Here is a 23,459-nt window from a genome sequence, read left to right as displayed (position 1 = left end):
TCTCAGTGCGCGAAGTGCTGCGCCTTCGAGTGGATCGCGACGCCGTCCTGCCGCAGGTAATCGAGCACCGTGTGGATGTCGTCGAACAGCAGACGGGCCAGGTCTGCGCTGAATCCTTCGCGCACGACGACTCGCAGTACCGCGACGTCCGTGGCGTCGGCGGGCATCGTGTACGCCGGAACCTGCCATCCGCGGGCCCGCAATTCGTGGGAGATGTCGAAGACGGTGAAATTCTGCTCGCCGGTGAGTTCGAACGCGAGTACCGGGATGGCCGATCCGTCGCTGATAATCCGGAAGTCCCCTTCGTCGGCGAGCTTGCCGCTCAACCACATTGCGGTGCTCCGCAACGACTTCATGATGTTTCGGTAGCCGGAGCGTCCGAGGCGCAGGAAGTTGTAGTACTGCCCCACGATCTGGTTTCCGGGGCGCGAGAAGTTGAGGGTGAACGTGGGCATGTCGCCGCCGAGGTAATTCACCCGGAACACCAGTTCCTCGGGCAGTTGCTCGCTGTCGCGCCAGATCACGAATCCGATTCCCGGGTAGGTGAGGCCGAACTTGTGACCGCTCACGTTGATCGAGACGACGCGTGGAATCCGGAAGTCCCACTCCAGTTCCGGGTTGAGGAACGGCACCACGAACCCGCCACTGGCCGCGTCCACGTGCAGCGGGACATCGGGGCCGCCGCCTGCCGCGACGGCGTCGAGCGCCTCCGCGATGTCCTTCACCGGTTCCAGTTCGCCGGTGTAGGTGGTGCCGAAGATCGCGACGACACCGATGGTGTTCTCGTCCACCGCCGCCGTCACCTGCTCGGTGGTGATCACGTACCGGCCGGGTTCCATCGGCAGGTACACCGGTTCGACGTCGAAGTAGCGGCAGAACTTCTCCCACACCACCTGGACGTTGCTGCCCATCACCAGTTTCGGCCTGGACGCGTCGAGGCCGGCCTTCTCGCGTGCCTGGCGCCACCGCCACTTCATCGCGAGCCCGGCGAGCATGACGGCCTCGCTCGAGCCGATCGTCGAGACGCCCGTCGCCGACGCCGGATCGTCGTCGACCAGGTCCGGGGCGTTGAACAGCGCGGCGACCATGTTTACGCAGCGCTGTTCGATCGCCGACGTCGCCGGGTACTCGTCCTTGTCGATGAGGTTCTTGTCGAACGTCTCGGCCATGAGCGCGCCGGCCTCGGAGTCCATCCACGTCGTGACGAACGTCGCGAGGTTGAGCCGGGAACTACCGTCGAGCATCAGTTCGTCGTGGATGAACCGGTAGGCGGCCCGCGGATCCATGTCGTCCTCGGGTAGCCGCAGTGCGGGAACGGGATTGGTCGCGATTCGGCCCGTGTAGGCGGGCATGATGACGTCGCGGGATTCGTGGTTGTGGTGATGGTGGTGGTTGTTGCTCACGCTCGCCTCCGATAGGACTGCGGCTTTCTCGGACACACCTGACCTGCCCTCCATTGAACCTCAGGAGCGACGTCGGTGTGCGCGAACGCGAGTGCGGTCAGGTGACGACCGGCTCCGGATTCGTCCGCTTCGCGTAGCGCTGGGCGAGTGCGGCACACACGATCAACTGGATCTGATGGAAGATCATCAGCGGCAGCACGATCAGGCCGACGGGCTGGCCGGCGAACAGCACCGACGCCATCGGCAGGCCCGTCGCAAGGCTCTTCTTCGATCCGCAGAAGATGATCACGATCCGGTCGGGCAGGGAGAAGCCGAGCCTCTTGCCGGCGAACGCGGTGATGCCCAGGACCGCCGCCAGGATGAAGACGCACACCCCGATGACCACGGCGACCTCGAGCACCGTCACGGTGCTCCAGATGTTCTCGTTCATCGACGCGCTGAAGGCCGAGAACACCACGAGCAGGATCGATCCGCGGTCGACGAGCTTGGTCGGTTCCGCGTACTTCCGCAGCCAGTCGATGACGAGGGGACGGATCAGCTGGCCGATCATGAACGGCAGCAGCAACTGCAGCACGATGTCGAGCACCGACGAGAAGTCGACGGTCGCCTCACCAGTGGTGTTCATCAACAGGATGACCAGCAGCGGCGTGACGAACACGCCCAGCAGGTTCGAGAACGACGCGCTCACGATCGCGCCCGCGATGTTGCCCTTCGCAATCGAGGTGAACGCGATCGACGACTGCACCGTCGACGGCACCAGGCACAGGTACAGGATGCCGGTGTACATCTCGTCGGTGATCACGGTCGGCACCAGGATCCGCAGCGCCAGGCCGATGAGCGGGAACAGGACGAATGTCGACGCGAACACCACCGAGTGCAGGCGCCAGTGCTTGAGGCCCTGCAGCGCCTCGGCGGGGGACAGTCGGGCGCCGTAGAGCAGGAACAGGAAGCCGATCGCGATCTTGGTGGCCCAGTCGAGGATGGTCTGACCGGTGCCGGATACGGGGAACAGGCTGCCCAGAATCGCGACCGTTGCGATCGACAGGATGAATCCGTCGATGTAGAACCTGCTCAGAAACTTCACCGGCCAACGGTATCTTCCCCGCTATTGATCATGAAAGACGTTCAACTCGTTAACTGTGATCGTGTTTCGTGATAAGCAGGGGGAATGTTCGATCCGGTTCTCCTCAGGACGTTCCTCGCCGTCGAGCAGACCGGCGGGTTCACCGCCGCCGCGCGGCAGCTGGGTCTGCGGCAATCCACCGTCAGCGGGCACATCGCGCGGCTCGAGAAGGCTGCCGGGCGGGAGCTGATCGCCCGCGACACCCACACCGTCGAGCTCACCGCCGACGGCACCGCGATGGTCGGGTTCGCCCGCTCCATCCTCGACGCCCACGACCACGCGAGTCGCTACTTCGAGGGGTCGACGCTCACCGGACGGCTGCGGTTCGGCGCCGCGGAGGACCTGGTCGCGAAGGGGCTGCCGCAGATCTTGCGGGACTTCCGACGCACCCACCCGCTGGTGGACCTGCAGCTCACGGTGGGCCTCAGTCGCACCGTGCACGCCCAGCTCCGATCCGGCGAACTCGACCTCGCATTCGTGATGCGGCGGGCCGGTGAGACGCACGGCGACCTGGTGTGGCGGGATCGACTGGTGTGGGGTGGGACGCCGGAGTCGGAGTGGGATCCGTCGTCGCCGGTGCCGCTGGTGGCCTATCCGCCGCCCAGCATCACCCGCGCGTGCGCGCTCGGTGCGCTCGAGACGGCCCGTCTGCCCAGCCGGATCACGTGCCTGGCGAACAGCCGGGCGGGGCTGCGGGCGGCCGTCCTGGCCGGACTGGGTTTCATCGTGCATGCGCAGTCGCTGCTGCCCACCGAGCTGCGGCCCGTCGGCGAGCGGTTGGGGCTCCCGGATCCCGGCGACGTCGAGTTCGTGCTGCTCGGACGTGCCGGAACGCCCAGCGACCCGGAGAAGGCTCTCATGGAGGCGATCCGGGCATCGGCGCTGTGAGTGTCGGGGCGGCGGGCGGTCAGGACGGGGTGAGGCGCCGATCGGCCAGCGTGTTGAGTGCCCCGGCGATCTCGTCGGCCTTCGGGGTGGTGACGGTGAGCCGGTGCCCGCACGCGAAGGTCACCACGACGGCCGGTCCGGTGCGGGTGACGACGCCGTAGTTGCCGCGGCCCTTCACCTTGATTCCCCAGCCGCCGAAGTCCTGGAACGGCCGGATCTCGTCGACGCGGGCCCCGAGGACCTCGTCGGTGCCGTACTCGATCACCGACATCCCCAGGTTCTGCACCCGGATGCTGTCGCCGTCGACGACGACGCGGAACTGCAGCAGTGCGACCGACAGCAGCACCACGGGCAGGAACAGGCCCAGGGGCCACCAGGCTCCGGCCAGGTAGGCGACGCCGGCGGCGGGCGCGGCGACCACCAGCGCGACCCCGGCCAGCCCGCCGGCACTCATGCCGACCTGATCGGTGATCGGCAGGGCGACGGCGCCGCGCGGCAGGGCGGCGTCGGGGCGGTCGGTGGCGGCGACCCGGACGCGGTGATCCCGCAGCAGCGAGGCACCGAGCAGTCCGACGGCCGCGCCCAGCAGCAGGCCCACCACGAGAGGCTCGAACGGCATCTCGGCGTCGGAGGTGTCCGCGAGATCGAGTTGACCGACGATCATCGCCACCTCGCCGGCGAGGATCACCCCGACGATCGTCGAGCCGATCAACAGCATCATCCGACGCATCATCAGCTGAGCCTGGGCGAGCGCGGCGATACCGCAGCACCCGCCGCCGACCAGCAGCACGATGCCCGCCATCGACCACGCGCTCGTCGTCGGCGCCATGAAGCTGGTGGGGGTGTCACCGGACCATTGGGTCGCGATCTTCTCGGGCAGCCGGGGCGCGAGGAGATAGGTCAGTACGACGCCGGTCGCGGCAGCGAGCCCCGGAACGACGAGGCCGAAGACGAGACCGGCGGGGTCGACGACCCGAGGTCCGGCTGTGGGTGTGGTCACATACCGGATTCAATCAGGCCCGACGGATCAGGCGGGTTCGCACGCGCCCTTGAGGCTGCAGGCGCCGCAGGACGTGCCGCAGCCGCTGGTGTCGGGCAGCGCGCCCGCGGCCTTGGAGCCGAGGGTGCCGCCGGCGGCGACGATGAACAGGGCGGCGAAGGCGGCCACGATCTCCGCGGCGATCGCCAGGGCGCCGTCGAGCAGCAGGCCCGCGGCACCACCGATCACCAGGACACCGGCCGCTGCCAGCATCGTGGGCGCGGCGACCTTGTTGGCCAGGGCGAACGTCTCGTCGTCCCGCATCGATTGGGGGGTGCGGACGCCGAACCAGCGGTTGCGGGTGAGGCGGCCGGTCAGTGCGGCGATGCCCAGACCGGTAAGGGCGAGAGCGGCGACTAATAGCACGACAGCGACGATGACCACGACTACAGGATACGGGCCGGGCGCGCGGGCAGGTGTTGCTGGGTGTTCGGGGTGACCCCCGACGCTTTACCCTGGTTGACGGAATTCCCGTCATCCAAGTAGATAGCGACCACAGTGACCGAGCCAGTTCAGCACTCCGCATCCCCCGACGCTTCGACGCCGCAGCACCGCTACACCGCGGAACTCGCGGGCCGGATCGAGCAGCGCTGGCAGGACCTGTGGAGCGAGCGCGGGACGTTCAACGCGCCCAACCCGGTGGGTCCGCTCGCGGGCGACGTGCCCGCCGACAAGCTGTTCGTGCAGGACATGTTCCCCTACCCGTCGGGTTCGGGTCTGCACGTCGGTCACCCGCTCGGTTACATCGCCACCGACGTCTTCGCGCGCTACCACCGCATGCAGGGCCACAACGTCCTGCACACCCTCGGCTACGACGCGTTCGGTCTGCCGGCCGAGCAGTACGCGGTGCAGACGGGCACGCATCCGCGCACCACCACCGAGGCCAACATCGCGAACATGCAGCGTCAGCTGCGCCGTCTGGGCCTGGGCCACGACGAGCGCCGTTCCGTCGCGACCACGGACGTCGACTTCTACCACTGGACGCAGTGGATCTTCCTGCAGATCTACAACGCCTGGTACGACACCGCGCAGGGCAAGGCCCGCCGCATCTCCGAGCTCGAGGCCGAATTCGCTTCGGGTGAGCGCACCCTGGACGACGGCCGGGACTGGGGCTCGCTGGACGCCGCCGCGCGCGCCGAGGTGCTGGATTCGTACCGACTGGTCTACCACTCGGATTCGATGGTCAACTGGTGCCCCGGTCTGGGCACGGTGCTGGCCAACGAGGAGGTCACCGCGGACGGCCGCAGTGAGCGCGGCAACTTCCCGGTGTTCCGGAAGCACCTGCAGCAGTGGATGATGCGCATCACCGCGTACTCCGATCGCCTGGTCGACGACCTCGAGTACCTGGACTGGCCGGAGAAGGTCAAGTCCATGCAGCGCAACTGGATCGGGCGTTCGCACGGTGCACAGGTGAAGTTCGCCTCCCAGGGCGAGAGCATCGAGGTGTTCACCACCCGCCCGGACACGCTGTTCGGCGCCACGTACGTGACGCTGGCCCCCGAGCACGAGCTCGTCGACCAGTTGGTGGCGGCGGAGTGGCCCGAGGGCGTCGATCCGCGCTGGACCGGTGGGGCGGCCACGCCGGCCGAGGCCATCGCGGCGTACCGCGCATCGATCGCGGCGAAGACCGATCTCGAACGCCAGGAGAACAAGGAGAAGACCGGCGTCTTCCTCGGCGTCTACGCGACCAACCCGGTCAACGGGCACAAGCTGCCGGTGTTCATCGCCGACTACGTGCTCACCGGCTACGGCACCGGCGCGATCATGGCCGTGCCCGGTCACGACCAGCGCGACTGGGAGTTCGCGACCGCGTTCGGCCTGGACATCGTCGAGGTCATCAAGGGCGGCGACCTGTCGGAGTCCGCGTTCACCGGTGACGGGCCGCTGGTCAACAGCGACTACCTCAACGGCCTGGACGTCGCGGACGCGAAGAAGGCCGTCATCGAGCGGCTCGAGGCCGAGGGCGTCGGCACCGGCACCATCCAGTACAAGCTGCGCGACTGGCTGTTCGCGCGTCAGCGGTACTGGGGCGAGCCCTTCCCGATCGTGTACGACGCCGACGGTATCGCGCACCCGCTTCCGGAATCGGCTCTGCCGGTTGAACTTCCGGAGGTCGAGGACTACGCACCGGTGTCGTTCGACCCGAACGACGCCAGCTCCGAGCCCTCTCCCCCGCTGGCCAAGGCATCCGACTGGGTCAACGTCGAACTCGACCTCGGCGACGGCCTCAAGGACTACCGCCGCGACACCAACGTGATGCCGCAGTGGGCGGGCAGCTCGTGGTACCAGCTGCGCTACATCGACCCCACCAACAGCGAGCAGTTCGTCGCGCCCGAGAACGAGGCCTACTGGACCGGTCCGCGCCCGGACATCCACGGTCCCAACGATCCCGGTGGCGTCGACCTGTACGTCGGCGGTGTCGAGCACGCGGTGCTGCACCTGCTGTACTCGCGGTTCTGGCACAAGGTGCTGTTCGACCTGGGCTACGTCAGCTCCAGCGAGCCGTACCGTCGCCTGTACAACCAGGGCTACATCCAGGCATACGCCTACACCGACGAGCGCGGCGTGTACGTGCCGGCCGCCGAGGTGACCGAGGAGGACGGCAAGTTCTTCTACCAGGGCGCCGAGGTCAAGCGCGAGTACGGAAAGATGGGCAAGAGCCTCAAGAATTCCGTTGCGCCCGACGAGATCTGCGACGAATTCGGTGCCGACACGCTGCGCGTGTACGAGATGGCGATGGGTCCGCTGGACACGTCCCGTCCGTGGGCGACCAAGGACGTCATCGGTGCGCACCGCTTCCTGCAGCGGGCGTGGCGCGTCGTCGTCGACGAGGAGACCGGCGACCTGCGCGTCACCGACGCGGAGCCGTCCGAGGCCACGCTGCGCGCGCTCAACAAGGCGATCGCCGGTGTCGCCGAGGACTACGCGGCGCTGCGCGACAACACCGCCGTCGCCAAGCTGATCGAATACACCAACCACCTCACCAAGGAGTACCCGGCCGGTGCCCCGCGGTCCGCGGTGGAACCGCTGGCGCTGATGCTCGGCCCCATCGCCCCGCACCTCGCCGAGGAACTGTGGTCGCGGCTGGGCCACACCGAGTCGCTCGCGCACGGCCCGTTCCCGACCGCCGACGAGAAGTGGCTGGTCGAGGACACCGTCGAGTACCCGATCCAGGTCAACGGCAAGGTCCGCAGCCGCATCAACGTCGCCGCCGACGCGGCCCGTGAGGCCATCGAGAAGATCGCCCTCGCGGACGAGAAGATCGTGGCACTGCTGGACGGCAAGGATCCCCGCAAGGTGATCGTCGTGCCCGGCAAGATGGTCAACATCGTCCTGTAGCCACACCAGCTGAAGGGTCCCTTCGTACGCTCCCAGCGCATGAAGGGACCCTTCAGCTGTCTACCGGACAGGCACCCGGGCGGCGGAACCCGTCTAGAAGTTCCAGACGAGCGGCACGAGCCCGACGGACACGACGAAGAACAGGCCGATCATCACGATGCCGAGTTTCCAGTAGTCGCCGAAGCGGTAGCCCGCGGGGGCCATCACCATCATGTTGGCGGGGGTCGCGACCGGGGTCAGGAATGCGGCGGCCGAGGCGACGCACACGCTCATGAGTACCGGTGCGGCGGAGACGCCGAGCTGGGCGGCGGCGGATACCGCGATGGGGATGACGACGAGCGCGGTGGCGGTGTTGCTGATGAGCTGGCCGAACACCACGGTCAGCGCGAACAGTGCCACCAGGAGCATGGTGGGTCCGGCATCGCCGACGGCCGCGACGAGCAGCTCGGCGACCATCTCGCCGGCCCCGGACGTCCGGATCGCGGTCGAGAGCGGAATCATGCCGGCGACGAGTAGCACTGTGGTCCAGGAGATCCGCCGGTAGGACTGTTCGACGGTGAGGACGCGGGACACGATCATCGCGCCGGCCGCGAGCAGCGCCGCGAGGACCGGTGCGACGACGCCGGTCGCCAGCGCCGCGATCATCACACCCAGGATCGCCATCGCGCGCACGGAGTGTTTCCCGAGCGGTACCGTCTGCCGCCTGACGAGGTCGGGATCGTTGACGACGAGGAATCCGTCCCGGGCGATGCCGACCTCGAGTTCGTCCCACGGGCCTTCGAGCAGGATCACGTCCCCGGCGCGGAGCACCGTCGTCGTCGCCCCCTGATCCCTGCCCTGCCGGTGCACGGCGAGGACGACGATCCGGCCCTCGACGACCTGCCCCGCGTGGACCGGTTCGCCGACCAGCTGCGATCGCGGCGGGATGACGACCTCGACGGCCCCGTTGCCGCGGTCGATGAGCCGTTTCGCGACGTCGGCGTGGTCCAGTTCCGCGGCGACGTCCAGCAGGTGTTCGCCCGCGAAGCGGGACGCGGTCTCTCGGTCGCCGACGATGGTGAGCCGATCCCCCACCCGGTGGGTGCCGTCGGAGACCGGGCCGGTGGTGGCCGCATCGGTCACGGTGACGATGTTGATGCCGTCGTAGCCGCTCAGATCCCAGGCGCCGCGGGAGGTTCCGACGAGCGGTGAATCGACGGTGATGTGTGCGTGCAGTACCCGGCCGAGCGCGTACTGCCGGGTCAGGGTGGCGGCGTACCCGCTCAGGTCGGGGGGCAGGATCGCGCTGGTGCGGTCCGGGAGCAGTCGGTGGCCGAACAGTGTGATCACCAGCAGCGTGCCCACCACGAGCGGGACGCCGACGATCGCGAACTCGGCGAAGCCGAACGCACCGACGCCGGCGTCCTCGGCGCTGTCGGAGATGATGACGTTGACGGGGCTGCCGGTGAGCAGCAGGAGCGATCCGGCGCTGCCCGCGAACGCCAAGGGCATCAACAGCTTCGACGGTGCGATGCCGCGGCGCACGGCGATGACGACGACCATCGGCAGTAGCGCGGCGACCGCGCCGTTGAGGTTGATCACCGCGGTCAGTGCCGCGACCAGCACCATGGTCAGGACCAGGAGCCGGCGCGCACTGTCGCCGGCCCCGGCCATGAGTACCTGACCCACCCAGGTCGTCACACCGGTCGCCTCGAGTCCCTCGCTTACGACGAACAGCGCGGCGATCAGCACGATCGTCGGATCCCCGAAGCCGGCGAGCATGTCCGGCATCGTGATGACGCCCGTGAGATACAGGACGATCGCCGAGCCGATCGCCACCACCTCGACCGGCAGCCGGTTCCAGACGAACAGGACGACGACGGCTCCCAGGACGAGGAGGCTGATCGCGGCGTGGCTCATTCGAGGACGGCCGCCGCACCGATCACGACGACGGCGATCGCAAAGTTGATCAGGAGCAGCGGCCACACGAAGCGCAGGAACTTGTCGTAGCCGACCTTCGCCATCGCGAGACCACCGACCACGACCACGTTGGTGGGCGCGAACAGCAGCATGAGGCCGTGACCCATCTGGAACGCGGTGATGACCAGCGACCGGCTGACCCCGGCGAAGTCGCCGAGCGGTGCGAGTAGCGGCATCGCGAGCGTCGCGTGCCCGGAGCTGGACGGGATCAGGAACGCGAGCGGGATGTTGACGATCATGACGAGGATCGCGAACACGCCGGCGGACGCGCCGCTGACCAGCTGCTCCATCGCGTTGAGGATGGTGTCGAGGGTCTCGGTGTTGGTCATGATGACCGACACGCCACGGGCCAGCAGGATAACGATTGCGGGTCCGATCATGTCTCCGGCGCCACGGGTGATCAGCGAGACGGTCTTCTTCTCACCCATCTTCGCGACGATGCCGACGACGACGGCCGCGAGGACGAACAGCATCGCCAATTGTGGGAACCACCAGTTCAATTCGAACCAGTACGGCTCGGCGGCGGTGGCGTGGGTGGCGTCGTACTCGGCCGGGCCGGAGACGCCGCCGAAGATGCTCGACCACGGGATGACCGAGAAGATCATCAGCCCGAACGTGAGGGCGGTGATGAGCAGCACCAGCTTCTGGGTGCCGGTGAGCGTGCCGTCGACGTCGACCGGCTCGGACGGGGTCTCGTCGTCGTCCTCGACGTCGAATCCGACGAGCGACCGGCTCGGATCCTTCTTGACCCTGGACGCGTAGCGGAGCACGAACGCCACCGCCACCGCGGTCAGCACGACCCACAGGAACACCCGCAGCACGATGCCGTCGCCGATGGAGACCCCGGCCTCACCGGAGGCGACACCGATGGAGAACGGGTTGACGGTCGAAGCCATGCCACCGACCAGGGCGCCGAGGATGATCATCGAGGCGGACACGAGACGGTCGTAGCCCATCGCGGTCATGAGCGGGATCAACAGGGCGTAGAAGCCGAACGTCTCGACCGAGAAACCCATCGTGGAGCCGAGCAGCGAGAACAGCACCATGATCACGGTGATGAGCAGCCAGCCCTTGTCGCTGAGTTTCGTGGCGAGCTGGGAGACCGCGGTCTCGAGGCTGCGGGTCGCGAAGCTCACCGAGATGAATGCGCCGAGGGCTATGATGAACAGCACCACGCCGACGGAGCCGAACAGCCGGCCGAGGTTGTCGGTGTCGACGAAGCCGCTGGCCGGGTCCTGCACGCCGTACAGGCCGTTGACCGGCGCGAGGATCAACTGCTGGACGCGCTCCCAGAACGAGAGTGGAGACGGGACCGTCTCGAAGCTGCCGGGGATCGGGGACCCGTCCTCATCGGCGGCGAATCGGCCCGCGGGGATGAACAGTGCTGCGACCCAGACCAGGACGGTGACGATCGCGAGGGTCGTGACCGCGCCCGGGAACTCGAACTTCTTCTTCGCGGGTGCCGAATTACCTTCGGCACCTTTGATATCGGTGGCGTTGCTCACTTCTCCCCCTGGTAGGCGCGTGCGTACTCCACGAAGAACAGCGCCTTGGCGACGACGGCCTTCTCGAGTTCGTCGAGCAGGACCCGCTCGTTCGGTCCGTGGATGTTGGCGTAGCCGTCGGTCGCCCCGAACAGCAGCTTCTCGGCCTCGGGCACCGCGGTGTCCAGTGCCATCACGAGCGGAATGGAACCGCCGCCTGCCATCTGGCCGGCGGGCACACCCCACGACCGGCTGAGCGAGGACAGCGCGGCCTCGAAGGCCGTTCCGCCCTGCACGGCCGCGAAACCGTCGCCGGTCTCGCCCGCCGTGACGGTCAGTTCGAGCCCGAACGGGCGCAGAGCCCGCAGGTGCCGGACAAGTGCATCCTGCGCCTGGGCAGCCGGCTGCCGCGGATGGACCCGCAGGTTGATCACCGCGCGGGCCGTGGAGGCAACCGAGTTCACGGCGCCGTCGACCGGCGGAGCATCGATACCGGTGACCGTGATCGCCGGCCCGGACCAGATGCGTTCACCGAGCCCACCGGTCCCGAACAGCGGAAGGTCGTCGCGCACCTCGGCGAGCGTGCGGAACTCCTCCTCGGTGTAGGACGCCCCGGTCCACGGCTCCCGGAGCAGGCCGTCGACCGCCACATCGCCCTTGTCGTCGTGCAGCGTCGCCAGCGCCCGGATGAGCGCCAGCCGCGCGTCCGGTGCGGCACCACCGTAGAGGCCGTTGTGCTTGTCGGCGCCGAGCGTCGAGATTTCCACGATCACCTGCGCCGAACCCCGCAGCGCCACCGTGAGCGTGGGCGAACCGGGCCGGACACTGCCGACGTCGGCGATCACCATCGCGTCGGCGCGGAACAACTCCGGCGCCTCCGGCGGGTAGTTGTCGAACGGGCTGCCGAACTCCTCCTGGCCCTCGATCACCAGTTTGACGGTGACCGGCGGAGCGCCGCCGAAGATCGACAGTGCGCCGATCATGCCGACGACGTTGGCCTTCGAGTCGGCGGTGCCGCGGCCGTAGATCGCCCCGTCCCGCTTCGTCGGCTCGAACGGCGGCGAATCCCACAGCTCGACATCCTCGGCCGGGACGACGTCGTAGTGCGAATACATCAGCACGGTGGGGGCGCCCGGCGGACCCGGGACGGTCGCCACGATGACCGGAGCGGTCTTGCCCGGGATGACGAGATCCTCGATGTCCGCCACCTCGGCCTGCCGGAGCAGGTCCACGATCAGGTCGTGCGCCTCGAACAGCGGCTCGCTGGGGTATCCCTCGGTGGCGATCGACGGAATCCGCACCAGATCGGTCAGCGCTGTCTCGAGGGACGGCATCAGCTCCCGCGCCGTGCCCGCGATCTCTTCATAGGTTGTCGGTGGTGACTGCTCGGGCATCGTTGACCTCCGGGAAAACAGGACAGAAGAGCGTAAAAGTACCTTTCGGTTTCTTCCGGGCGCAGCAGATTCACCGACCGCGGTGCGCGTGTCGTGGGCCACATGGCCGTGTCGTCCGCGGTCCGGAAACAGCTGAAGGGTCCCTTCGTACGCTCCCAGCGCATGAAGGGACCCTTCAGCTGTTTACCGGACAGGCGCGGTCAGCAATCCGACGGCGCGGGCTCGCCCCGGAGTCGGGCGTCGACCCAGTCGAATGCGCCGGGGTTGCCGAGGGCTTCGCCGAGCAGGTGTTCACCGGGCACCTGTCGGTACAGGGCGGCGACGCCCAGGCCGCACTGCTCGTCGTACAGGTTGCGGGCGCCGAGGGCGGGGATCCAGAAGTCCTGTCCGCCGTTGTAGATGTACAGCGGGGTGCCGGACTTCATGCCTGCCATCTTCGTGATCGTGTAGATGTTTTGTGCTACAGGTGAATTGAGTGCGAACTTTATGTTGGCGAGTGCTTCGGCCGGCACGCCGAGGACGCCGACGAGGGCGAGGTTGTTGACGCACTGGTCCTTCAGGGACGAGATGCTCAACCGCTGCCCGAGACTGTTGATGACGGGGAGGATCTCGGGTCGTTCCCGCGAGATCCCGAACACGGCTCCGAGGAAGAGTCCACCGGCGAGGTTGCCGTTCATGGTGCGTCCGAGCATTTCGAAGTCGGCGGGGACGCCGCCGAACGCGGCGCCGACGATGTCGGGGGCGAGTTCGGGGGCGTACGAGTCGATCAGTTTGACCGCGCCGTGTGTCGCGATCGCTCCGCCGGAGTAGCCCATCATCGCCAGCTTGCTGGTACCGAACTCCGCGGGGAAGACGTTGCGCATCCCGCGGATGGTGTCGAGGATGGCGTGTCCGGCGACGTACGGTTCGGCGTACGCCATGCGGGGGCCCTCGTGGTCGGGGATGAGGACCGCGTAGCCGCGCTCCTCGGCCTTCGTGGTGACGGGTCGGAGGAATTCGAAGATGTTGGTCGACGGTGTGATGCCGTTGGAGAGCGTGTAGGACGGAGTGCAGGAGCGACCGAGTCCGTTGATCGGCACGTTGTTCACCAGTACCGGTCGCGGCCCGGGCCCGGGCCAATCCCCCGCGGGCACAACGAGTGTCGCGGTGGCGAACGACGGTGCTCCCAGTGCGTCGGTGGTCTTCACCTTGATCTGCTTGACCTCGCGCACCGGCCCGCGCAGGAGCTGCCGGGCCACCGTGGTCACGTCGCGGGTCTCGATGACCTGGCCGTTCGCCATGCCGGGCAGGCCGGGCGGGTACTCGTCGAAGAACGGATCCCCGACCGGCGAAGGCAGCATCTCCTCGCGCAGCGTCTCGAGGGGCGGGGGTGTCAGGTCCGGTGGTGACACCGACGAGTCGACCGAGCCCGGTATCCAGGAACCGAATGCCGAGCGGGCGAAGGAGGCGGTCCCCCACGAACCGGTGACGGGCGTCGTGCCGTTCGACGCGGTGCCGTCCGAACCCGTGCCGTCGGTGAGTGATCCGGGGCCGATGACCCCCTGACCGGCCGCGCTACCGGTCGATCCCACACCGCCGATGCTGGTGTCCGGCAGTGCGCTGCCGCTCGATTGGGCCGCGGCCGTGCCTGCGGTCCCACCCCCGACCACGACACCCACCGCGAGTGCGGTGACGAGTATCCGGCCCCAGAAACCCCCGTGCTGGATTGGCATGCGGCGGACGCTAGCACCGGGTTGTCGCGGCTCGAGCCGCTTCGGCGGTATGTCGGGAGTGTCCGGTGGGCGGGACCGAGCGGTGTGCGGGGAGCGTGGGCCGGGATACGCTCGCCGCCGAAAAACCCTGAAATACATTCCACGAGCAAAGGTTCAGTGATCATGGCATCCGCAGCAGACATCAAGAGCACCGTCGCCGCCTACATGAAGGCACTCGAGAGCAAGAGCGCCGACCAGGTGGCCGCGCTGTTCGCGGAGGGCGCCACGGTCGAGGATCCGGTCGGCACCGAGCCCAAGCGTGGCGTCGAGGAGATCCGCGCCTTCTTCAAGGCGATCGAGGCGATGGACCAGACCGCCGAGCTGCTGACCATCCGCGTCGCCGGCAACAGTGCCGCCTTCCACTTCCGCACCGTGTCGAAGGTCGGTGGCCAGACGTACGTCATGGAGCCGATCGACGTCATGACCTTCGACGACGATGCCAAGATCACCAGCACCCGCGCCTACTGGGCGCAGGAGGACATGATCGTCAGCTAGTCACTGCTGACGCGGGATCGGTCGCAGCACGATCTCGGTGGGGTGCGCGTCCCGGGGCGTCTCGACGGCGTTCCGGACCGCACCCGCCACGGCCTCCGGGGTGAGGAACTTGTCGGCGTCGTACTCGCCGCCCTCGTCCGCGACGATCGCGCGCTGCATGTCGGTGTCGATGCGCCCGGGGTGGATTGAGGTGACCCGCAGGGTCGGCTCCTCGAGTCGCAGCGCGTCCCCGAACGCCCGCAGCGCGAACTTGCTGGCGGCGTACGCGCCCCAGCCGGCGTTGGCACGCAGCCCCGATCCTGAATTGATCAGCACGACATGCCCGTTCGCGGCGCGCAGGGCGGGCAGTAGTAGCCGGGTGAGTTCGGCGACCGCGACGACGTTGGCCTCGAACGTGCGGTGCCACGTGTCGACGGTCGTCTCCTCGACGGTGCCGATCTGCGCGACGCCGGCGTTGTGCACCAGGACGTCCAACCGGTCGATGTCGGTGACGGCGTCGGCGACGGCGGCGTAGTCGGTGAGGTCGACGGGCCACGGCGCGGCGCCCAACTCTCCCGCGATCGGTTCGAGGGACTCGGCGCTGCGGCCACCGAGGATCAACTGGTGGCTGGGCGCGAGCGCGCGGGCGATCGCGGCACCGAGTCCGCGGCTGCCGCCGGTGATGAGGGCTGTCGGGTGCGGTGTGGGCATGCCCTCGAGGTTAGACCGAGGATCACCCGGCCGGTGACGTCAGCGTCGGCGTCACGGTGGCGTGCGCGGGCAACCCCGGACCGCCGGGGATCGGTGGACCGGGATTGTGGAACGGGTTGTCACCGATCGGTCCGGGCGCACCCGGACCGTTGCCGTTGGTCGGCAGGGTCGTCTCGTGCTCGGGGATGTAGCCGAACGAATTGGTCTGCTGCAGTCCGGTGTCCTCGGTCGTCGTCTGCGGCAGTTGGGGGAAGGCCGGGGTGGTGACGGTGGTGTCGTGCGTGGTGGCGAGCACGCCGACCACACCTGCCCCCAGCAGCGCCGCGCAGGCGAGCGCACACCATCGTGGTGCCGACCGTCCGTTCCGTCCGTTCATCGCATCACTCCTGGTCAACCGGCCGGTGTGGTGAGGGTCGGCTCACCGGGCGGGTGGATCGCAACGCCGGGAACGACGATGGCACCGCCGCCCAGTTCGAACGGGTCGTCCTCGATGTTGCCGCCCTCCGGTTCGATCGGGTCGGTCTCGAGGGTCGTCTCGTGTTCGGGGATGTAGCCGAACGAATTGGTCTGTTGCAGTCCGCTCGGATCCTCGGGGGTGTCGGTGCCCTCTTCCTCGGTGGTGAGCGTCGCGGGGCTCGTGTCGATGCTGTCGGCGCACCCGGTGACCGCTGCTCCGAGGAACCCTGCCGCCAGCACGGTGGCGGCCGCCGCGAGCATCCGGCTGTGCTGCGTGTACTTCTGCTGCCTCATTGTCCCGCCCTTCGAGCGTGTGCGTCGGCAGTCCCTCTCCAGCATGGCACCACCGCGTCCGGCGCGCAGAAACGATTCGTGGTTGTGACCGGACGGCCTGGCTTTCGACCGGCAGGTGTGCATCGCGCCGGCACCGTGGGCTGACGAGCCCCGTTCCCGCTGTTCGCGGGGCACCATTGGAGGCATGGCGAATCCGGGGCCGGTCGAGGCGCTGCGCGAGGTCGCGTTCTGGCTCGAGCGTGGCCGCGCCGACACCTATCGGGTGCGGGCGTACCGGCGGGCGGCGGACGTCGTCGCGGGCCTGACCGACGAGCAGCGGGAAATGCGTCGGCGCACCGGCGGCTGGACCGGACTACCGGGTCTGGGAGCGAAGACGGCGGCGATCGTCGAGCAGGCGATGTCGGGCGAGGTCCCCGACTACCTGCAGGAGTTGCGGGAGGCGGCCGAGCCGATCGGGTACGGCGGTGATCTGCAGCCGGCGCTGCGCGGCGATCTGCACGTGCACTCGGACTGGTCCGACGGCGGCAGTCCGATCGACGAGATGATGCGGACCGCCGCCGCTCTCGGGCACGAGTACTGCGCGCTCACCGACCATTCGCCGCGGTTGACGGTCGCGAACGGACTGTCGGCGGAGCGTCTGCGCGATCAGCTCGCGGTGGTGCGGAATCTCGAACGGGAGTCCGCGCCCTTCCGGATCCTCACCGGGATCGAGGTCGACATCCTGGACGACGGTGCACTGGACCAGGATTCGGACCTTCTGGACGAACTCGACGTGGTGGTGGCGAGCGTGCACTCGCACCTGCGCGCCGACCGCGGCGAGATGACCACACGGATGCTCGGTGCGGTCCGGAATCCGCGAGTGAACGTGCTGGGTCACTGCACCGGCCGGCTCGTGGAGGGCCGCCGCGGCAACCGTCCGGAATCGAAGTTCGACGCGGAGAAGGTGTTCCGGGCGTGCCGCGACCACGACGTCGCGGTCGAGATCAACAGCCGGCCGGAGCGCCGGGATCCGCCGAGCCGGTTGATCGAGCTGGCCGTCGACATCGGCTGCCTGTTCGCGATCGACACCGACGCGCACGCGCCGGGACAGCTGGCGTGGCAGGGGCTGGGGTGCGAACGCGCGATCCGCTGCGGTGTGGAGGCCGGGCGGGTCGTCAACACCTGGCCCGTGGACGAATTGCTCGCCTGGACGCGCGCGTTCGCGGGGTGAGTCGCAGAATGGGACGATGATCGACCCCGGATTCACGCCGACGCAACTCGCGGCCCGCGCCGCCTACCTGCTGCGCGGCAACGATCTCGGAACGATGACGACCGCGGCCCCGCGGCTGTATCCGCACATGTGGAGTTGGGACGCGGCGTTCGTCGCGGTCGGGCTGGCGCCGCTGTCCGTCGAACGGGCCGTCGTCGAACTCGACACGCTGCTGTCGGCGCAGTGGTCCAACGGGATGATCCCGCACATCGTGTTCGCGAACGGGGCCGACGGCTACTTCCCCGGTCCGGCGCGTTGGCAGTGCCGGGAGCTGGCAGGGCACGCGCCGATCGGGGTCGACACGTCCGGCATCGCGCAGCCGCCGGTGCACGCGATCGCGGTGCAGCGGATCCTCGACCACGCCCGGCGGCACGGTCGCAGTACCCGGGCGGTCGCGGAGGAGTTCCTGGACCGGCGGTGGCCGGACCTGATGCGCTGGCACCGGTGGCTTGCGCACGCCCGGGACCGCGGCGGCTCCGGCCGTATCACCCTGTATCACGGCTGGGAGTCCGGGATGGACAACTCTCCGCGTTGGGATACCCCGTACGCCAACGTGATTCCCGGTCCCGTCCCGCCGTATCGGCGGGAGGACGTCACCGTCGTCACCGACGCCTCGCAGCGCCCCAGCAACGGCGAGTACGACCGCTACCTGTGGTTGCTCGAGGAGATGAAGAGCGTCCGGTACGACGACGACGCACTGGCCGAGAAGATGAGCTTCGCGGTGGAGGACGTGTTCGTCAGCGCGATCTTCGCCCTCGCGTGCGACGTGCTCGCGACCATCGGCGAGGAGCATTCCCGTCCCCATGCCGACGTCCGCGAACTGCACCACTGGGCCGACCGCTTCCGCCGGGGTGTCGCCGCGACGGCCGACGAACGGACGGGGGCGGCGCGGGACTTCGACGTGCGCACCGGTCGCCCGATCGCCGCCGAGACGATCGCGATGTTCGCCCCGCTGCTGTGCGGCGGGTTGGACCGCCACGCCGAGCGCGCCCTCCTGCACACGTTCGAGGGCCCGCGCTTCTGCACGCACCCGGATCTGCGGTACGCGGTCCCGCCGTCCACGTCGCCCGTGTCCCGCGACTTCCGGGCCCGCGAGTACTGGCGGGGCCCGGTGTGGCCGGTGATGACGTGGCTGTTCTCGTGGGCATTCGCGCGCCGCGGGTGGGCGGAGCGGTCGGCGATGCTGCGTGCGGAGGGACTGCGGCAGGCCGCGGACGGCAGTTTCGCCGAGTACTACGAGCCGTTCACGGGTGAGCCCCTGGGCAGCATGCAGCAGTCGTGGACGGCGGCCGCCGTGCTGGACTGGCTCGGTTAGCACACGGTTTCGAACGTATCTGTGAACCGGCTGGGAGCGGATGAACAACGGCACGAAATCGGCGCGCCCGGTGAGGAAGTCATTTAGTCTCGGGCAATGCCGAGGAACCGTCGCCGCTCCCTACCGCGTGTCGCTGCACTTCTCCTGGCGGGGGCGGTGACCGTCGCGGCACCCGCAGTCGCAGTGGCGGCGCCCCAGGGCGTCGACGTGGCGTCGTGGCAGCACCCGAACGGTGCGGCCATCAACTGGTCGGCGGTGCGCGGTGCGGGATACGAGTTCGGCATGGTCAAGGCCACCGAGGGCCTGTTCTACACCAACCCGTACTTCGCTCAGGATTCCATCGCCATGCGGATCGCGGGGGTGGCGCGCGGCGCCTACCACTACGCGGATCCGTCGGCCTCGCCCGAGGCGCAGGCGGCGTTCTTCGCCGCGAACGCGCTCGCCGTCAACCAGACCGGCGGGTTGCCGCCGGTGCTGGACCTCGAGAGCACCGGAGGCCTCGCGGCGCCGCAGTTGATCGACTGGACGCGCCGCTACCTCAACGCGGTGCAGGGGCTCACCGGCCGCACCCCGATCATCTACACGTACCCCAACTTCTGGCGTACCGCGATGGCGAACACCACCGAGTTCTCGAACTATCCGCTGTGGATCGCCGACTACAACGGGGGCAACTACCCCGGCCCGCTGCCCGGCGGTTGGAAGAACTGGGCCTTCTGGCAGTACACCGACAGCGGCCGGATCCCGGGCGTGGGTGCCGCCATCGACCTCAACGTCTACAGCGGGGCGATGGGCGACATCAACATGTACGCCCGGAACTTCTTCGGGAGCTGAGCGGGCCCCGACCGGGTCAGGTCGACGCAACGGCTGCGTCGCGACCGGGTTTCGGGGAGAGTGGCCGGCATGACAACGCAATTGAAGGGCCGGACGGCCATCGTGCTCGGCGTCGCGCCCGGCAACGTCGGGCACGCGATCGCACGCCGCTTCGTCGACGACGGCGCCGCGGTGCTGATCGCGGGACGACGCCCCGACGCGCTGGCGTCGGTCGCCGAGGACATCGGCGCGCAGTGGCAGCAGTGCGACATCACGTCGGAGGCCGACCTCGACGCCCTCGTCGCCACCGCCCGGGAGCGCCTCGGCCGCATCGACGTCGGCGTCAACGCGACCGGGTGGGGCCTGCTCGCCCCCTTCGAGGACACCACGCGTGAGGATCTCGAGAAGATGGCGGCGGTCCAGTTCACCGGGCCGTTCCAGTTCTTCCAGCGACTCGTCGCGAACATGGCCGACGGCGGATCGATCATCCAGATCTCCTCGGTGACCGCGTCGATCATGTTCGAGAACCACGCCGCCTACATGGGCACCAAGGCCGGCATCGACCACGTCATCCGCTGTATCGCAAACGAATACGGCCACCGCGGGATCCGGGCGAACTCCATCGCCCCGGGCGGTGTCGCCGACGCTCCGATGTCGGGCGGCGGGTTGAACTACCCGCCGATCCGGTCGCTCTACCTCCGGGAGATCCCGCTCGGCCGGGTCGGGGTCGCCGAGGACGTCGCGAACGTCGCGGCGTGGCTCGCGGGCGATCAATCCGCCTTCGTCACCGGTCAGGTGCTGCAGGTCAGCGGCGGGCAGACGTTGAGGCGTAACCCCTCGATCGCCGACCTCGTCGGCGCCCACACCGCCGCGCAGGACTGACCGAAGACCCGGCCCCACACACGGAAACGGGGTGGAGGATACGAGTCCTCCACCCCGTCAACGTGTTCGGGACAGGGTGCGGCTACAGGCCGATCCGCCCGCCGCCGGACTTCCAGACCGCCACCACGGACGGACGCGGCTGCGCGGTGCCGCCGTCGGGCCAGTGCGACGACGGAGTCTCGATGCTGGCACCGTCGGTCTCACCGGGATGCTGGACGCACACGACGACGCGCTTCTCGTCGATGATCGGGCCGCAGGTCTCGGCACCGATCGGCACCGTGAGGAACTGCTTCGTCTCGCCGCGGCGCTCGCCCTCGAGCACCACCGAGAACAGGCCGTCGTTGGACTTCAGGGCGTTGCCGTCGGTGGAGATCCACAGGTTGCCGTGCGGGTCGAACGCCAGGTTGTCGGGGCACGAGATCGGGCTCACCTGCGACTTGTCGAAGCCGCCGAAGTAGGTGTCGGCGGTGGCCGGATCGCCGCACACCAGCAGCAGATTCCACGTGAACGCCGTGCCGGCGTGGTCGTCGTCGATCTCGAGGACCTGGCCGTTCTTGTTGTTGTTGCGCGGGTTCGCGGTGTCGGCGGGGGCCTTGCCCTCCTCGCCACGCTTGGAGTTGTTGGTGAGCGCCACGTAGACCTTGCCGGTCTTGGGGTTGGGCTCGAAGTCCTCGGGGCGATCCATCTTGGTGGCGCCCACCTTGTCGCCGGCGAGGCGGGTGAACACGGCCACCTCGTCGGCGCTCATGCCGTCGACCAGCGACTCGCCGCGACCGTCGTCGCCGGTGCGCAGCAACGGGATCCACTGGCCCTTGCCGGCGAACACGCCGGACGGCGGCAGTGCGCCCGAACCGTCGATCGCGTCGGGTGCGTCGCCGGTGAGCTTCGCGACGTACAGCGTTCCGGCGTCGAGCAGTGTCATGTTGTGGCGCATCGCGGCCTGGCTGTTGCCGGGCTGCATCTTGCGCGACGAGACGAACTTGTACATGTAGTCGAAGCGTTCGTCGTCGCCGCTGTAGGCGACGACGGTGCCGTCGGCGGTGACGTGGATGGTGGCGGCCTCGTGCTTGAACCGGCCCAGCGCGGTGTGCTTGACCGGGGTCGACGACGCATCCCACGGGTTCACCTCGACGACCCAGCCGAAACGGTGCGGTTCGTTGGGTTCGGCCACCACGTCGAAACGCGGGTCGACGCGCTCCCACTTGCGCTCGGACGCGTCACCCTCGATGCCGTAACGCTTGAGCCGAGCCGCGGCCGTCGGGTCGGTCACCCGGTCCGCGCCGGCGAAGTACTGGTTGAAGTTCTCTTCGCCGGAAAGCACGGTGCCCCAGGGTGTCACGCCGCCGGCGCAGTTGTTGAGCGTGCCCTTCACCCGGGTTCCGGTGGGGTCGGCGGACGTCTTCAGCAGTGCGCTGCCCGCGGCGGGCCCGGTGACGACGAAGTCGGTGAGGGCGGTGATCCGACGGTTGTAGGATCCGAACTTCGGTGTGAGACGGCCGGATCCGGCATCACCCTCCACCTCGACGACGGACAGACCGTGATTGGCCCAGCCGATCCGCACCTGCTCCTCGGTGGGGTTCTCCGGGTCGTAGCCGCGGAACATGAACGGCTCGGTGCTGTACTCGTGGTTGACCACCAGCAGGTACGCGTGCGGGCGGCCCTCGATCGGCAGCAGGCCCGCGAAGTCGTTGTTGAATCCGAACTGCTTCTCGGCGCCCGCGGCCGTCTGCCTGTCGAAGTCGAAGGCGGGTGCGTCGGCGAACAGTGGATCGCCCCAACGGATCACGACGGACTGCTCGTAGCCGGCCGGGACGGTGAGCGCGTCCAACTTGTTCGGCGCGACCGGGGTGAAGTTCGTGCCCGCGGGGGCCGAGCCCGACGCCGAACCGGATCCGAGGGACCCGCTGTCGACCGACCCGGGGGCGGCGGTCGCGGTGCCGTCGGAGCACGCGGCGAGCACACTGCCGGCGCCGACGGCGAGGACCGCCGCTGCGCTGCCCCGCAGGACGCCGCGACGGGTGACCGCGCTGCGGACGATGTCGCCGAAGTACTCGCCCGACGAATCGTTGGGAACGTCGTGGGCACAGGCGTTGCCGCACTTGTACTGGCAGGTGATCGACGCGCGTGAGGACATGCCGTCGTGCTTGACGAACAGTGCGAGTGGTTTGAGGCTCACCGTGGACTCCCGAAGTCGAAACCGGACACCGCCGACACGCGTCGGCGACGGATGCACCGTAGAAGCCCGGAACGAGCCGTCGGCGACCCCCGGGTGAACGGCAGGCCAACAGCGATCGGAGGTTGGGTGTCCGTGCTCAGCCGCCCGGCGTGAGCTGCCCGGTGACCCGGTAGAGGCGCCACATCTCGGGTTCGGTGCCGCCGTCGTTGCGCATCTCGAGCACGAGGGCACCGACCCCGCCGGACCCGGTCTCGAACATCGTCGGATAGCGGCGGTTGACGGCATCCGCGACACCGCGCTTGGTGTTCGGCACGGCCAGGATGTACTGCACACCATGCCCCGCCGGATCGTCGAGGATCTTGGTGAAGTCGGTGTCCGAGGTGATGACGAACTGCTTCGGATCGTCCGACGCGGTCACCACCGCGAACCCCTGGACGGTGTCGAGCAGCACGGACCCGTCGGGCAGATCGAGGTTGTCGAGGTACTCGGCGATCCGCCGCTCGGCACCGAACGTCCGCAGGATCGCGAGTTCGGCGGGGTCCTGCCGGCCGGGGACGATCGCACTGGCGATCGAGTGCTCGAGCGCGGCGAGTCGGGAGTTGCCCATCGCGACCGTCGTGATCGCGGTCGACCCGACCAGCAGGCACACCGCCAGCGCCACCAGCGGCGACGGACCCGGGTACGGCGGGATCGGTCGCGGGGTGGGTGCGGG

At 68.6% G+C, this 23,459-nt stretch carries 19 protein-coding genes and 1 pseudogene; 7 read left to right on the top strand and 13 right to left on the bottom strand.

Annotated elements, in window-relative coordinates:
• Positions 1-2: 2 nt before the first annotated feature.
• Entirely contained in the window at positions 3-1,352 is a 1,350-nt protein-coding gene (locus IJ15_RS0113545) for a glutamate decarboxylase (protein ID WP_197059822.1), read from the bottom strand.
• 148 nt (positions 1,353-1,500) lie between these two features.
• Positions 1,501-2,487 carry a bile acid:sodium symporter family protein gene (locus IJ15_RS0113540; protein WP_031938881.1) on the bottom strand — a complete coding sequence of 329 codons (987 nt, stop codon included), beginning with the start codon at positions 2,485-2,487 and terminating at the stop codon, positions 1,501-1,503.
• Positions 2,488-2,571: 84 nt separating this feature from the next.
• Here IJ15_RS0113540 and IJ15_RS0113535 point away from each other — a divergent pair, with 84 nt between their 5' ends.
• Complete coding sequence (locus IJ15_RS0113535; protein ID WP_031938880.1) at positions 2,572-3,414, top strand: LysR substrate-binding domain-containing protein; 843 nt, start codon at positions 2,572-2,574, stop codon at positions 3,412-3,414.
• 19 nt (positions 3,415-3,433) lie between these two features.
• Here IJ15_RS0113535 and IJ15_RS0113530 read toward each other — a convergent pair whose 3' ends face one another.
• On the bottom strand, positions 3,434-4,414 hold the full coding sequence (locus IJ15_RS0113530; protein ID WP_031938879.1) for a DUF1648 domain-containing protein: 981 nt from the start codon (positions 4,412-4,414) through the stop codon (positions 3,434-3,436).
• A 27-nt stretch (positions 4,415-4,441) separates the two neighbouring features.
• Complete coding sequence (locus tag IJ15_RS0113525) at positions 4,442-4,837, bottom strand: SdpI family protein (RefSeq protein WP_031938878.1); 396 nt, start codon at positions 4,835-4,837, stop codon at positions 4,442-4,444.
• 114 nt (positions 4,838-4,951) lie between these two features.
• Between IJ15_RS0113525 and leuS the strand changes: the two genes are divergently transcribed.
• Positions 4,952-7,792 (top strand): leucine--tRNA ligase, encoded by a 2,841-nt coding sequence (leuS, locus tag IJ15_RS0113520; RefSeq protein ID WP_031938877.1) that lies wholly within the window; start codon positions 4,952-4,954, stop codon positions 7,790-7,792.
• A gap of 93 nt (positions 7,793-7,885) precedes the next feature.
• On the opposite strand, the gene IJ15_RS0113515 is transcribed toward leuS, so the two are convergent.
• The 4 genes from IJ15_RS0113515 to IJ15_RS0113500 all read right to left on the bottom strand — a co-directional run bounded on the left by IJ15_RS0113515 (position 7,886) and on the right by IJ15_RS0113500 (position 14,341).
• Entirely contained in the window at positions 7,886-9,691 is a 1,806-nt protein-coding gene (locus IJ15_RS0113515) for an SLC13 family permease (RefSeq protein ID WP_031938876.1), read from the bottom strand.
• Positions 9,688-11,256, bottom strand: a complete 1,569-nt coding sequence (locus IJ15_RS0113510) for a YfcC family protein (RefSeq protein ID WP_031938875.1) — start codon at positions 11,254-11,256, stop codon at positions 9,688-9,690. Before IJ15_RS0113510 ends, IJ15_RS0113515 begins: the two co-directional genes overlap by 4 nt.
• A complete protein-coding gene (locus tag IJ15_RS0113505; RefSeq protein ID WP_031938874.1) occupies positions 11,253-12,629 on the bottom strand; it encodes a M20/M25/M40 family metallo-hydrolase in 1,377 nt (458 codons plus the stop codon). Before IJ15_RS0113505 ends, IJ15_RS0113510 begins: the two co-directional genes overlap by 4 nt.
• Positions 12,630-12,829: 200 nt before the next feature.
• Positions 12,830-14,341: a lipase family protein gene (locus tag IJ15_RS0113500; protein ID WP_231569529.1), complete on the bottom strand. Its 1,512-nt coding sequence runs from the start codon at positions 14,339-14,341 to the stop codon at positions 12,830-12,832.
• A gap of 162 nt (positions 14,342-14,503) precedes the next feature.
• Between IJ15_RS0113500 and IJ15_RS0113495 the strand changes: the two genes are divergently transcribed.
• On the top strand, positions 14,504-14,875 hold the full coding sequence (locus tag IJ15_RS0113495; RefSeq protein ID WP_031938872.1) for a nuclear transport factor 2 family protein: 372 nt from the start codon (positions 14,504-14,506) through the stop codon (positions 14,873-14,875).
• Here the strand turns inward: IJ15_RS0113495 and IJ15_RS0113490 are convergent, their stop codons facing one another.
• Genes IJ15_RS0113490 through IJ15_RS0113480 form a run of 3 tightly spaced genes read right to left on the bottom strand, consistent with a single transcriptional unit; the run spans position 14,876 to position 16,315 of the window.
• Positions 14,876-15,565: an SDR family oxidoreductase gene (locus IJ15_RS0113490; protein WP_031938871.1), complete on the bottom strand. Its 690-nt coding sequence runs from the start codon at positions 15,563-15,565 to the stop codon at positions 14,876-14,878.
• Between the two features lie 22 nt (positions 15,566-15,587).
• Positions 15,588-15,941 carry a hypothetical protein gene (locus tag IJ15_RS0113485; RefSeq protein WP_231569528.1) on the bottom strand — a complete coding sequence of 118 codons (354 nt, stop codon included), beginning with the start codon at positions 15,939-15,941 and terminating at the stop codon, positions 15,588-15,590.
• A 14-nt stretch (positions 15,942-15,955) separates the two neighbouring features.
• Positions 15,956-16,315 carry a hypothetical protein gene (locus IJ15_RS0113480; protein ID WP_031938869.1) on the bottom strand — a complete coding sequence of 120 codons (360 nt, stop codon included), beginning with the start codon at positions 16,313-16,315 and terminating at the stop codon, positions 15,956-15,958.
• Positions 16,316-16,499: 184 nt separating this feature from the next.
• Between IJ15_RS0113480 and IJ15_RS0113475 the strand changes: the two genes are divergently transcribed.
• From IJ15_RS0113475 to IJ15_RS0113460, 4 genes are all read left to right on the top strand, one after another.
• Positions 16,500-17,525, top strand: coding sequence for a PHP domain-containing protein (locus IJ15_RS0113475; protein ID WP_031938868.1), 1,026 nt, complete (start codon positions 16,500-16,502; stop codon positions 17,523-17,525).
• A 16-nt stretch (positions 17,526-17,541) separates the two neighbouring features.
• Positions 17,542-18,879 (top strand): glucosylglycerate hydrolase, encoded by a 1,338-nt coding sequence (ggh, locus tag IJ15_RS0113470; RefSeq protein ID WP_031938867.1) that lies wholly within the window; start codon positions 17,542-17,544, stop codon positions 18,877-18,879.
• Between the two features lie 96 nt (positions 18,880-18,975).
• A complete protein-coding gene (locus IJ15_RS0113465; protein ID WP_031938866.1) occupies positions 18,976-19,710 on the top strand; it encodes a glycoside hydrolase family 25 protein in 735 nt (244 codons plus the stop codon).
• Positions 19,711-19,779: 69 nt separating this feature from the next.
• Positions 19,780-20,571, top strand: coding sequence for an SDR family NAD(P)-dependent oxidoreductase (locus IJ15_RS0113460; RefSeq protein WP_031938865.1), 792 nt, complete (start codon positions 19,780-19,782; stop codon positions 20,569-20,571).
• Positions 20,572-20,653: 82 nt separating this feature from the next.
• Here the strand turns inward: IJ15_RS0113460 and IJ15_RS0113455 are convergent, their stop codons facing one another.
• The gene (locus tag IJ15_RS0113455; RefSeq protein WP_031938864.1) at positions 20,654-22,747 is read right to left on the bottom strand and encodes a PhoX family protein; all 2,094 of its coding nucleotides are present in this window, start codon (positions 22,745-22,747) and stop codon (positions 20,654-20,656) included.
• 136 nt (positions 22,748-22,883) lie between these two features.
• Positions 22,884-23,459, bottom strand: a pseudogene (locus IJ15_RS26435) (ABC transporter); the annotation flags it as partial.

This window comes from Prescottella defluvii (genome assembly GCF_000738775.1).
Lineage (GTDB): Bacteria > Actinomycetota > Actinomycetes > Mycobacteriales > Mycobacteriaceae > Prescottella > Prescottella defluvii.
Note: the sequence above shows the minus strand (reverse complement) of the source record. Positions and strands in the feature narration are given on the sequence as shown.

Coding starts and splice junctions, on each gene's coding strand:
- IJ15_RS0113495 (WP_031938872.1), top strand. CDS start 14,504: ATGGCATCCGCAGCAGACATCAAGAGCACCGTCGCCGCCTACATGAAG.
- IJ15_RS0113465 (WP_031938866.1), top strand. CDS start 18,976: ATGCCGAGGAACCGTCGCCGCTCCCTACCGCGTGTCGCTGCACTTCTC.
- IJ15_RS0113505 (WP_031938874.1), bottom strand. CDS start 12,629: ATGCCCGAGCAGTCACCACCGACAACCTATGAAGAGATCGCGGGCACG.
- ggh (WP_031938867.1), top strand. CDS start 17,542: ATGATCGACCCCGGATTCACGCCGACGCAACTCGCGGCCCGCGCCGCC.
- IJ15_RS0113480 (WP_031938869.1), bottom strand. CDS start 16,315: ATGAGGCAGCAGAAGTACACGCAGCACAGCCGGATGCTCGCGGCGGCC.
- IJ15_RS0113460 (WP_031938865.1), top strand. CDS start 19,780: ATGACAACGCAATTGAAGGGCCGGACGGCCATCGTGCTCGGCGTCGCG.
- IJ15_RS0113515 (WP_031938876.1), bottom strand. CDS start 9,691: ATGAGCCACGCCGCGATCAGCCTCCTCGTCCTGGGAGCCGTCGTCGTC.
- IJ15_RS0113485 (WP_231569528.1), bottom strand. CDS start 15,941: ATGAACGGACGGAACGGACGGTCGGCACCACGATGGTGTGCGCTCGCC.
- IJ15_RS0113500 (WP_231569529.1), bottom strand. CDS start 14,341: ATGCCAATCCAGCACGGGGGTTTCTGGGGCCGGATACTCGTCACCGCA.
- IJ15_RS0113535 (WP_031938880.1), top strand. CDS start 2,572: ATGTTCGATCCGGTTCTCCTCAGGACGTTCCTCGCCGTCGAGCAGACC.
- IJ15_RS0113545 (WP_197059822.1), bottom strand. CDS start 1,352: ATGCCCGCCTACACGGGCCGAATCGCGACCAATCCCGTTCCCGCACTG.
- IJ15_RS0113475 (WP_031938868.1), top strand. CDS start 16,500: ATGGCGAATCCGGGGCCGGTCGAGGCGCTGCGCGAGGTCGCGTTCTGG.
- IJ15_RS0113490 (WP_031938871.1), bottom strand. CDS start 15,565: ATGCCCACACCGCACCCGACAGCCCTCATCACCGGCGGCAGCCGCGGA.